10 protein-coding genes are annotated in these 11,179 nt (G+C 67.1%); 5 read left to right on the plus strand and 5 right to left on the minus strand.

The window, feature by feature from the left end; translation table 11 throughout:
- Nucleotides 1-204 precede the first annotated feature (204 nt).
- Together shiA and HK401_RS01635 are read left to right on the plus strand one after the other, a co-directional pair.
- Nucleotides 205-1,569: a shikimate transporter gene (gene shiA / locus HK401_RS01630; RefSeq protein ID WP_181272904.1), complete on the plus strand. Its 1,365-nt coding sequence runs from the start codon at nt 205-207 to the stop codon at nt 1,567-1,569.
- A complete protein-coding gene (locus HK401_RS01635; protein ID WP_181272905.1) occupies nt 1,569-2,708 on the plus strand; it encodes a zinc-dependent alcohol dehydrogenase in 1,140 nt (379 codons plus the stop codon). The genes shiA and HK401_RS01635 overlap by 1 nt, the downstream gene beginning before the upstream one ends.
- A gap of 72 nt (nt 2,709-2,780) precedes the next feature.
- Here HK401_RS01635 and HK401_RS01640 read toward each other — a convergent pair whose 3' ends face one another.
- Together HK401_RS01640 and HK401_RS01645 are read right to left on the minus strand one after the other, a co-directional pair.
- Nucleotides 2,781-4,220, minus strand: coding sequence for an NAD-dependent succinate-semialdehyde dehydrogenase (locus tag HK401_RS01640; RefSeq protein ID WP_181273255.1), 1,440 nt, complete (start codon nt 4,218-4,220; stop codon nt 2,781-2,783).
- Nucleotides 4,221-4,421: 201 nt separating this feature from the next.
- Nucleotides 4,422-5,129, minus strand: a complete 708-nt coding sequence (locus HK401_RS01645) for a MerR family transcriptional regulator (protein WP_181272906.1) — start codon at nt 5,127-5,129, stop codon at nt 4,422-4,424.
- A gap of 88 nt (nt 5,130-5,217) precedes the next feature.
- Between HK401_RS01645 and HK401_RS01650 the strand changes: the two genes are divergently transcribed.
- Nucleotides 5,218-5,760 (plus strand): DUF2306 domain-containing protein, encoded by a 543-nt coding sequence (locus tag HK401_RS01650; protein ID WP_181272907.1) that lies wholly within the window; start codon nt 5,218-5,220, stop codon nt 5,758-5,760.
- A 74-nt stretch (nt 5,761-5,834) separates the two neighbouring features.
- Here the strand turns inward: HK401_RS01650 and HK401_RS01655 are convergent, their stop codons facing one another.
- Nucleotides 5,835-6,161: a GNAT family N-acetyltransferase gene (locus HK401_RS01655; RefSeq protein ID WP_181272908.1), complete on the minus strand. Its 327-nt coding sequence runs from the start codon at nt 6,159-6,161 to the stop codon at nt 5,835-5,837.
- Between the two features lie 236 nt (nt 6,162-6,397).
- Between HK401_RS01655 and HK401_RS01660 the strand changes: the two genes are divergently transcribed.
- Nucleotides 6,398-6,985, plus strand: coding sequence for a GNAT family N-acetyltransferase (locus HK401_RS01660; protein WP_181272909.1), 588 nt, complete (start codon nt 6,398-6,400; stop codon nt 6,983-6,985).
- A gap of 180 nt (nt 6,986-7,165) precedes the next feature.
- Here HK401_RS01660 and HK401_RS01665 read toward each other — a convergent pair whose 3' ends face one another.
- Together HK401_RS01665 and HK401_RS01670 are read right to left on the minus strand one after the other, a co-directional pair.
- Nucleotides 7,166-8,617, minus strand: coding sequence for an SLC13 family permease (locus HK401_RS01665; protein WP_181272910.1), 1,452 nt, complete (start codon nt 8,615-8,617; stop codon nt 7,166-7,168).
- Between the two features lie 223 nt (nt 8,618-8,840).
- A complete protein-coding gene (locus HK401_RS01670) occupies nt 8,841-10,046 on the minus strand; it encodes a YeiH family protein (protein ID WP_181272911.1) in 1,206 nt (401 codons plus the stop codon).
- 86 nt (nt 10,047-10,132) lie between these two features.
- On the opposite strand from HK401_RS01670, the gene HK401_RS01675 reads away from it, so the two are divergent.
- Entirely contained in the window at nt 10,133-11,050 is a 918-nt protein-coding gene (locus HK401_RS01675) for a LysR family transcriptional regulator (protein ID WP_181272912.1), read from the plus strand.
- Nucleotides 11,051-11,179: the final 129 nt, after the last annotated feature.

The following is an 11,179-nucleotide window of genomic DNA, read 5'->3' on the forward strand; positions in this document are numbered from 1 at the left end:
GGGCCCGCCTCGGCGGACGATCGTCGTCCTCGGCAGAGCCGACTGGCGGTACGAGACGTCCTCGACTATGAAGACAGTCTAGCAAAGTGTGCGCATAGCGCACGGATGTACGAGCAGCGCACATCGTGATAATGTGATCTGCGATAAGCACGAACACGCCCTCGCCGTGGAGGAACTGCGGGGCACCATTCGAAGGGGAATGTCATGTCAGCAGCGAAAAGCACCGACGCGGGAGGCGCCGCCGAACTCAAGCGCGCCAGACGAGCCGCCGCAGGATCGTTCATCGGCGCCGTCGTCGAGTGGTACGACTTCCTTCTCTACGGAATCGTCGCGGCCCTGGTCTTCGGGAAGCTCTTCTTCCCGGACTACAGCTCTCATGCCGGAACGCTCGCCGCTTTCGCGACCTTCGGCGTCGGGTTCATCTTCCGCCCACTCGGCGGCATCATCTTCGGCCACTTCGGCGACCGCCTCGGCAGGAAGTCAATGCTCGTATGGACGATGACGATCATGGGAGTGGCCACCGCACTCATCGGCGTCCTGCCTACCTACCAGGCGGTCGGTTGGCTGGCTCCGGCGCTGCTTGTGCTGCTGCGCTGCATCCAAGGCATCGCTGTCGGCGGCGAATGGGGCGGTGCCGCCCTCATGGCCGTTGAGAGCGCGCCATCGAAGCTGCGTGCCTTCTTCTCCAGCGGAGTTCAGATCGGCTACTCCTTCGGACTGCTGCTGGCCACCGGACTCGTCGCCGTGCTCAGCAGCAACTTCTCGGCCGAGGCGTTCCTCGACTGGGGTTGGCGCATCCCGTTCTTCTTCAGCGCCGTCCTCGTCCTCATCGGACTGTGGATCCGCTCGGGTGTGGAGGAATCCGAAGAGTACGTCGAGCGAGTGAAGAACGCGAAGACCGACAAGACCGCGAAGCTGCCGATCCTCGAGGCCTTCAAACGCTATCCGGCGCAGATCTTCCAGATCGTCGGCCTGCGCTTCATCGAGCTGCTGACCATGTACATCGTCACGACCTTCGCTCTGTCCTATTCCACGGACGAACTCGGGCTCGATCGGCAGCTGATGCTCAACATCACACTCCTCGTGGGCGGCCTCGGAATCGTCACCATCCCGACCTTCGCCTACCTCTCCGACCGTTTCGGCCGGCTGCGGGTCTACCTCACCGGCGGCATCATCGGCCTGGTCAGTGCGATCCCGTTCTTCCTCGCACTCGAGAGCGGCAATGTCGTCACGATCGTCATCTTCGCCGTCCTCCTCATCAATATCGCCCACGACGCCGTCGTCAGCGTTCAGCAGCCGCTTTTCGCTGAGATGTTCAGCCCCGAGTTCCGCTACAGCGGCGCCGGAGTCGGCTACCAGCTCGCCAGTGCGATCGCTGGGGGCTTCACCCCGTTCATCGCGACTTTCCTCGTCGGTGTGGGGAACGGAACGTGGTACCTCGTCGCGGCCTACCTGGCCGGTGGCTGCCTGATCTCGATCTCCATTGCGCTCTACCTGATCCGGCAGTGGCAGGTCGGACGTCGGACCGAGCGCGCGACCGCCAAGGCTGCCCAGGTCGTGTCCGCCTGATGGTCCGCCACCCTTCCTTCGCCGAGGCTGCGCCGACTACCGGTACGCGGAGCGCCGAGCAGCCGGCTTCCGCGATGCCGACCGTGGTTGTGCCGGACTCGGGTGGGCCGACAGGATCGATCGGTCAGTTCGGATCGATCCGATCGGCCGAGATCACCGGCCCCGCTCGCGTCGAAATCCTCACTCGTCCGGGACCGCAGGGCCGTCCTGCCGCCGGAGAGCTGCGCGTGCGGATGCTCGCGGTGGGGATCTGCGGCACCGATCTCAGCCTGGCCTCGGGGTCGCGGACGCCGCCCGAGATGCCGTGGAGGCTCGGGCACGAAGGCGTCGGTGAGATCGCTGAGGTGGGGCCTGACGTGGAGGGGTGGGCTATCGGTGACAGGGTCGCCCTCGAACCGAACATCAACTGCGGGCAATGCGAATACTGCTGCCGTGGTATGACCTCGGCGTGTGTCTCTCGGCTGAGCGCCGGGGTGCTCACCCAGCCGGGATTCCTCGCCGAGGTGATCGACCATCCCAGGGAATTCTGTCATCGGCTACCGCCCGGCATCCCCGTGGAACGTGCCGTGTGCGCCGAGCCGCTGACCGTGGCCGCCTCGGCGATTCGTCGCACCGAACTGCAGGATACCCAACGGCGGGATGGGGAAGAGGTTCTCGTCCTCGGCGCGGGGGCCCAAGGACTGTTGGCAAGCCTCGTCCTCGTCTCGCGCGGGTATCGGCCGTGGGTGAGTGAACCGGACGCGGCTCGTCGGCGTCTGGCGATCGAGCTCGGAGCCCGCGAGTTCGTCCCCGGAAGCAGCCCGGCACCGACGGCTGTCATCGATGCGGCGGGCGTTCCGGCGGCCCTGGCCGCAGTCGTCGACCACCTTGCCCCGTTCGCGAAGGTCACGATCGTCGGCGAGGATCAGCACCACCTCGGCGCGTCGAGCTTCGACATCGTCCAGCATCAGCTGAGCATTCGGGGATCGTTCATCTACGAGCACCCGCAGGACATGACGGCCTCGGTCGCGATGCTTCAGGCGCTGCCGACGGAGTCGATCGTCGGCCCGGGGCTCGCGCTCGACGAGGTGCCCGAGCTGCTGAGTGCGGGCACCGCCGACCGTCCCGGAGTCAAACAGTGGGTGGATCTGCGCCGCTGATGACTCCGGACCGTGCTTGACTCGAGCCGGTCGGACTGATCAGGCACGAGGTAGGCAGCTGGCCGCGTCTGATCAGGCGCGTGGTGTGGCCACGTACTTGATCTCGAGGAACTCGTCGATGCCGACGCGTCCGCCCTCGCGACCGAGTCCGGACATCTTCACTCCGCCGAACGGTGCGGCCGGGTTCGAGACGAGACCGGTGTTGAGGCCGACCATGCCGACCTCGAGCTTCTCGGCGAGGCTGAGTGCCCGCTCGATGTTCTCGCTGAACAGGTAGCCGGCGAGTCCGTACTCGGTCTCGTTCGCCAGGGCCATGGCCTCCTCGTCGGTGTCGAAGGTGACGATCGGAGCAACGGGGCCGAAGATCTCGGTGGTCCGGATCGCTGAGTCGGCGGGTACCTCGGTGATGACGGTCGGGTCGAAGAAGTAGCCCTTGCCTTCGATCCTCTTGCCGCCGGTGAGGACCTTCGCGCCCTTGGCCACGGCGTCGTCGACGAGTTCGGTGACCTTGTCCAGGGAATCCTGATCGACGAGCGGCCCCACCTCGGTGCCTTCATCGAGGCCGTTGCCCACCTGCATCGATCCGAGGCGCTCGGCGAGCTTGGTCGAGAACTCCTCGGCCACGGCCGAGTGGACGAACAGGCGGTTGGCCGCGGTGCATGCCTCACCGCCGTTGCGCATCTTCGCGAGCACGGCACCGGTGACGGCCTTGTCGAGATCGGCATCCTCGCAGACGACGAACGGGGCATTGCCGCCCAGCTCCATCGAGGTCTTCATGACATTGTCGGCGGCCTGCTTGAGCAGGCTGACGCCGACCTCGGTCGAGCCGGTGAACGTGATCTTGCGGGCGATGCCCGCCTCCATCCACGGGGTGACGACGCGGCGAGCCGACTCCGAAGTGACGATGTTGAGCACGCCTGCGGGCAGCCCCGCCTCGTCCAGCACGTCGACGAGCATGAGCGAGGTCAGCGGGGTCAGCTTCGCGGGCTTGAAGACCATGGTGCAGCCGGCGGCGATGGCCGGCCCGATCTTGCGGGTCCCCATCGCCAGCGGGAAGTTCCACGGGGTGACGAGGATGCAGGGCCCGACCGGTTCGCGGGAGACCATGAGGCGGTTCTTGCCGTCGGTCGACTGCATGAAGTCGCCGGAGACGCGCACGGCCTCCTCGGAGAACCAGCGGAAGAACTCGGCACCATAGGTGACCTCGCCCTTCGACTCGGCGAAGGGCTTGCCCATCTCCGCGGTCATCACCGCGGCGATGTCGTCGGCGCGTTCGATGAGGAGTTCGAAGGCGCGGCGGAGGATCTCGGCGCGCTCGCGCGGTGGGGTTGCCGCCCATGAGGCCTGGGCGTCACCGGCAGCCTTGATGGCGGCTTCGGCGTCGGCGGCCGAGCCGTCGGCCAGGGTGGTGATGACCTCGCCGGTGGCGGGATTGAGAACTTCGAGGGTCTTGCCGCCTTCGGCCTCGCGCCACTGTCCGTCGATGAACAGTCCGGTGTTGAGAGTGTCCATGATCGGGGTGATGTCCACGACGGAATCTCCTTGGTTGTCGTCAGAGCGGAACCGCGTCGTCGTTGGGCGCGAAGGACGAACCGTTTCGGGCGGCCCTCGGCGGCGATCGAGCGTGCGGCCCTCTCAGTGTAGGGGCCTGAGCCTCGCGCGTGTAGGGGGCATGAGGCCCGCGCACACTGCGGAATTCGTCGCTCGGGAACCTCAGTCGCGCGGCTGACGTGCCAGGATCGACAGGGAGGCGTGGGTGAGTGCGCTGGTGGCGATCAGTTGGCGATTGTGCATCGTGATTCCGCGGATCACGCGGAGGCAGACCTCGTCCCGACTGAGCTCGGGGCCGATGGGGCGGATGTTGTCCCGGGCGACCGAGGCGATGGCCCGGCACTGAGCGACGACCGAATCGATGTCGACGCGGTAACCGGCGGCATCTGTCATCGCGAGGACTCGGGTCAGCGCAGTCCTGGCGGCCGATTCCTCGTCCGGCCAGCCGAGGCGGTCGAGGGCCTCGTCGACGATCTCGTCGAAGCGGTCCGGCGGCGTCGCGGTGCCGCCTGTGATGTCATCGCCCGTGGTCGACTTGAGGGCATAATGTGCGGATCCCAGAGCACGCAGCGCCGAGGCGGGAAGCCCGGAGTTTCCGCGTAGGGCGAGTTCCTGACAGATGCCCATCAGCTCGATCGTCGACAGTGAGTCATCGTCAATGGCCCGGGTGAGTTCGGCGATGCCGGTGATCGGGATAGACAGCTCATCGCGCAGCCACCTGATGAGTGTGAGCCGGTGGAGATGCGAGTCGTCGTAGACGGCCGTGGTCGCATTCTTCTTCCGGCCGGGCGGCAGGAGTCCCTCATGGATGTAGTACTTGATGCTCGCGGTGGAGACCCCCGTGGCTGCGGCCAGAGCGCTGAGTTTCATCACAGACCTCTCTTCGCCGCATCGGATAGTGGACGCGGCCGATGCTATCTACGTTGCCGCTATTGGTTAGCGACACTATCTTAACTGTATGTCCACATTGTTCGTAGTCATCCACGCCATTGCCGCCTCGGGTGTCGTTCTGCTGGGCCCGATTCAGATCCTCCGCCGCACCAAGGACCGCAAGCACCGCTTCATCGGCCGGTCCTGGGTCATCCTCATGTACTTCGTGTGCGTCAGCGGAATGCTCATCTACTCTCTGACCGGATCGTTCACCGCCTTCCACGCGTTGGCGATCTGGACCTTCATCTCCACGACCCTCGGCGTCATCGCCATTCGCCGCGGCAAGGTCCGCCGCCACATCTTCATGATGGTCGGCTCGTACCTGGGTGCGCTGACCGCGGGCATCTTCGCCGCGATCATCCCCGGTCGTGATATTCCGCGGCTGGCCGTCAGTGATCCGGGACTGCTGTGGTCGCTCGTGGCCCTGGTGATCGTGCTGGTCACGGCCTGGGCGGTCTACGTTCTGCGCTTCGTCTCCGGGCAGGATCGTGTGTCGGCAGTCATCGGCGATGCAGTGCCGACGGATGGTACGCCTGCTCCTTCCGGTGCAGCTGCAGCGCCGGCGGTATGACGCCGCCACCTGCCGACCGGCTGTGACACAGCCGCGCGTCGAAGATGACGTTCGGAGCGAAAGCGATACCGCCCTCAGGCGACGTTCGCGTCGAACTCCGTGTTCTTCTGCAGGAAATTGTGCACATAGGAGCACGTCGTCCGGAACTTCAGCCCCGCCTCGGCGCTGGTCTCAAGCGCGAAGCGCACGAGCTTCGCGGCGAGCCCGCGCCCGCCCCATTCGGGGGAGACCTCGGTGTGGGTGAAGGTGCGGACCGTGCCCTCGGCAGTGTCGTCGGGGCCGGCCTCGCGGTCGATGTAGTCCGCGACGCCGATGACCGCGCCGTCATGGGAGACGGTGAAGCGGTGGGCGGCGGCATCCTCGGCGACGGTGAAGGTCTCTCCGTTGACCTCGAAGTCCATGTCATTCCTCTCGAATGTCCGTGCCCGGCGGCACTGTGGCGGCGTCCGCGGCGCTGGGCCGGTGCCCGGCGACGCAGCGATGGTCGGTACTGCGGCGGACGATCGGTGTCGATCTGTCCTGACCTCTGACACTATAGTTCTGCAGCTGGGAAACCGACTAGCCTGATGAACAAAGACGCAATGGTCGGGTTCGCCCGGCGGCAACCCAGTCGAACGCTCGCGAAGGAGTCGGTCACATGTCCTCACCCACCCCGGTCACCATGGTCGATGCGCACGAAATGATCCTCCATGAGGCCGGGTACGAGGTCACCGAACTCACCGAGGCCGACATCGCCGACTATGTCGAACTGGTGTCCTCGGCCTACCGCGGGGAGGGCTCGAAGCAGGGCTGGACCACCGAGGCGGACATACTCGGCGGGCAGCGCCTCGACGTCCCGATGGCCGAGGAGATGCACGCCGAGACCGACTCCGTGATCCTGCTCGTCCGCGACGGACAGGGGCGGGCCGTGGCGAGTGTGTACCTGCGCGAACCCGAGAACGGGGAGGCCTACCTCGGCGTGCTCGCGGTCTCGCCGCTGGGCCAGGGCAAGGGTGTGGGGTCGGCGCTGATGAACCTCGCCGAGGCGTGGGTGTCCGAACGCTGGGGCGCGCACGCGATGCGGATGAGCGTGATCAACAAGCGCGAAGAACTCATCGCCTACTACGAGCGCCGAGGCTACGGGCGCACCGGTGAGGTCGAACCCTTCCCCTACGGCGACGAGCGCTTCGGTGTCCCGAAGGTCGACGATTTGGAGTTCGTGCTGCTGCTCAAGCCGCTGGGGTGAGGGGGCTCGCGCCGGTGCCGGAGCCTGCGCTGGGCTCGCGCCTGTGCCGGGCTCATAGGTGGGCGTCTTGGTCGGATTCTGTTGCTCTGGACCCGACCAAAACGCCCACTTAGTGGTCTTCGCGAAGCGCTCAACGCTGCGAAATCCCGCGGGCAGCGCCTGCCAGACGGGCAGTCGACCTCAGAACAGCATTGCGGGCACCACGAGTCCGCCGACCAGCGCGACAGGCCCGATGATGACCATCGACATACCGAACTTCACGAGGATGCGCGTTAGACGCGGCTTGTCCTCGGTCGGGGCGGTGGCGACGACGGTGGCACCGAGGGTGGAGAACGGTGAGACGTCGACGACGGCCGAGCACACGCCCAGTGCCGCGATGAGCGCCCAACCGGGCACTCCACCTGCGGCGATGAGCGGCAGGGCCAGTGGCACGAGGGCCGCGAGAATGCCTGTGGTGGAGGCGAACGCGGACACGAGCCCGCCGACGATGCAGAGGACGAAGGCCGCGATGAGCGGCGAACCGATCGACTCGGCACCTTCGCCGAGGAGGTCGACGGCTCCCATGTTCTGCAGCACCCCGACGAAGGTGATGATGCCGCCGACGAGCAGCACCGTCGACCAGTCGATCTTCGGCAGCGCGGCCTTGCCGGTCTTCGGGTCGACGAGGGAGAGGATCGCGCCGAAGAGGAAGCACAGCAGGCCGATGTCGGGATCGTTGCCGAGAGCGGCGAGGACCACGACGCTGCCGACGAGGCCGATCATGAAGATGACGGTGAGGATCTGCACGAACGTGAAGGGTGCGGAGTCGCCGGTGTGCTCCGAGCTCGAGGAGTCGAAGAGCGCTTCGTCCTCGTCGTCCTCACCGAAGGCCACCTTCGTCGCCGAGGCGGAGCCGCGGGAGATGCGTGAGCTCGCACCCGCTGTGGTGCCGCTGGTATCGGCGGCGGCTCCCGCACCGGCACCATCCGAACCGGCACCGTCGCCGTCCGAACCGGCGGACCCTGCGCCAGTCGCGGCGGCAACGGCGGACTTCCGACCGAACAGCGACCGACCGTACATGAAGTAGGCGACGACGAGCATGATGAGATACGTGACCACGGCGATGCCGAAGAGCACATAGGGGGAGAGGTCGATGCCGGCCCCGCGTGCGGTGCTGTAGGTGACGATGCCGTAGAGGCTCGTCGGGGCGAAGCCGCCGGCGCCGATGGCGAAGCAGATCGCCAGTCCCATGAGCGCGTAGTCGACCTCGTACTTGCGGGCGACCTGCATGCCCACAGGCATCATGACGAGCCCTGCAAGCGGTGCGCCCATCGCGGCGATGCAGCCGGTGATGACGAAGAAGACCGCGGGCAGGAGCACTGCTGAGGAGCCGACGCGTTCGAGGGCCCAGTCGATGATCCGATCGACGGTGCCGTTCTCCTGGGCGATGGCGAAGAAGTAGGTCACTCCCGCGAGGAGGACCATGATGTCGAGCGGGAACTCGGCGATGATGTCATCGACGACCATGTCGGTGAACAGCAGTCCGGTGCCGGCGGCGCCGACGAGCATGAGCACGCCGATCTGGACGCCGCGGACTGCGCCGACGGCGAAGAGTGCCACGAAGATGAGCAGGGCGATGATCTGGGTGAGCATGATGTCCTTGAGAAGGCTGAAGCGACACTGTGCATCGCTGGCTGATTCGCTGTGAGACACTACCAGCCCTACTCGCCGGTACGCGGCAGGCGTGCCCGACCCGTCGCAGAATCCCGATAAACGGCACACCCTTGCCGAGGCGGCCCCAGAACTACCTGACGGCGGCTCAGCAACCTGGCGCCAGGTTGCTGAGCCGCCGTCAGGTAGTAGTTTGGGGGCGGTCTCAGGTGAGGAGGAGCGCCCCGCCGAGGCCGATGATCCCGACGATGATCGTGACCGCTGCGGCCAGGGCGAGGGGGCGTGCGCCGAGGTTCTTCAGCGCCCGCCACTGCACGCCGCGGCCGAGCGCGAACATCGCCATGGCCAGGCACACCGTCTGGATCCAGCCGAGCCCGGTGACCGCGAACTCCGGCAGCAGACCGAAGGTGCGCAGCGCGGCCATGGCGAGGAAGCCGAGAACGAACAGGGGCACGATCGGCGGCCGTGCAGTCTTCGCAGGTGCCGTAGCGGTGCGAGCCGCACCCGAGTCGGTGCCGGCTGAACAGGCCGTGCCGGGCCCGGCTCCATCTGAGCCGGCCGTACCATTCGAGCCCGCCCGGGCACCTGCTTCGGTGTCGAAGCTCGACCCGGCACCCGCCTCGGCGTCGGAACTCGACCCGGCACCCGCCTCGGCGAGGGTGGACTGTGCATTCGAATCCGACTGCGCATTCGCGTGCGCCTTGGCCTCGCTGCGGCGCACCGCGTAGCTGAACACGGCGACGGTGGGGGCGAGCATGATGACGCGGGCGAGCTTGACGAGGACGGCGACCTCGAGGGCGGCGGGGCCGATGATGCCGCCGATCGCCACGACCTGGGCCACCTCGTGGGTCGACGCCCCACCCCACATGCCAGCGGTGGCCGGGGCGAGCCCGAAGGCGGTCGCCAAGGACGGGATGATCGCGATCATCAGGGTGCCGAAGAGGACGACGAGCCCGATTGCGGCGGCGACGTCCTCCTTCTTCGAGCGCAGGGTCGATTCGACGCCGGCCACGGCTGCAGCCCCGCAGATGCCGAAGCCGCAGCCGATGAGCACGGCAAGGTCACGGTCGACCCGCAACGGGCGCGCGAGCGCCAGCGCCGAGCAGATTCCGGCGGCGACGATGACGGCGGCGAGCACGAGGACGAGCCAGCCGAGGTCGAGGATGTCACCGAGCACGACCTGTGCGCCCAGGGCGACGATGCCCACGCGCAGCAGCGGTTTCGCCGCGAAATTCAATCCGGGCAGGAACCTCTCGGGCAGGTCGGGCACGAGGTTGCCCAGTGCGATGCCGAGCACGATCGCCACGAGCAGAGGGGAGAGGACCGGCAGCAGCATGGAGATCGGCCACGCGATCGCCGTCGCGATGGCTGCGACGGCGAGTCCGGGAAGGAGAGAGATGATGCGGTGCATGTCCCCAGTCTGACAACGGCCGAGATGGGGCGGTAGACGGCAATTTCGCGTCAACCCATATCTGACTGATATGCCATGATGGGCATATGCACGACCTCACGGACATGAAGGAGTGGCCGGAGCTGCAGGCGTTGGGGCTGCTCGTGGCCCTCAGCGGCAATGCGCGCTCGATCGGCCAGGCCGCGGCGAAGCTCGACCTCGCCCAGCCGAATGCCTCGCGCAGCCTGCGCAATCTCGAACGTGACCTCAAGGTGCCGCTGCTCAGACGCTCACCGCGCGGAACCGAGCTCACCGTCGAAGGCCAGGCCGTGGCCGAATGGGGGTCGAAGGTCATAGAAGCCTATGACACCCTCAACGCCGGCATCCGCGCGATCCAGGACGCCCGCGCCGGCACCGTCAAGGTCAGCGCCTCGCTCACCGTCGCCGAATACCTCATGCCCCGCCACCTCACGACCTTCCGCGCCGCCCACCCGGAGATCGGGATCGGCCTGTCCGTGGAGAACTCCGCCACCGTCATCGACCGGGTGCGCCAGCAGAGCGTCGACCTCGGGCTCATCGAATCCGTGTCCGTGCCCTCCGACCTCACCGCCGAGGTGGTCGGTCGCGACCGACTCATGATCGCCTGTGCCCCGAGCTTCGCCGAGGCGTGGTCGAAGCCCATCACCGCCGAGGCGCTCGCCGAAGTTCCGCTGCTGGTCAGGGAGGTCGGTTCGGGCACTCGGGAGGCCATCGACTCCGCCCTGGCGAGCGTCGGGGGAGTGCGCGTGGCCGGAGAGTACGGATCGAACTCCGCTTTGCGCATCGCCGCAGCCACCGCCGTCGCCCCCGTGGTGCTCTCCGAACTCGCGCTGCGCGATGACTTCCGAGCCGGACGGCTGCTGCCGCTGCCCGTCGACGACTCCGTCGATCTCGCCCGCGAACTCCACGCCGTCTGGTCGCCCGGCCGCCGCCGGTCCGCCGGGGCCCGCCTGCTGCTCGAGCACATGGTCCGCAGCCTCGGGTGACGTGGCGTCGGTGAGGGGTGGCGGGGCAGGATTGCGCCGGCAGACACGTGCCGCGCCGCTGCGGGAACAGGGTCCGCGTCGAGGCTGTGCCGGCGGCTCATCTCGTCCGGCGGGCACCGACGATGCGGA

The sequence above is a fragment of the Brevibacterium oceani genome, assembly GCF_013623835.1.
GTDB classification, from domain to species: domain Bacteria; phylum Actinomycetota; class Actinomycetes; order Actinomycetales; family Brevibacteriaceae; genus Brevibacterium; species Brevibacterium oceani.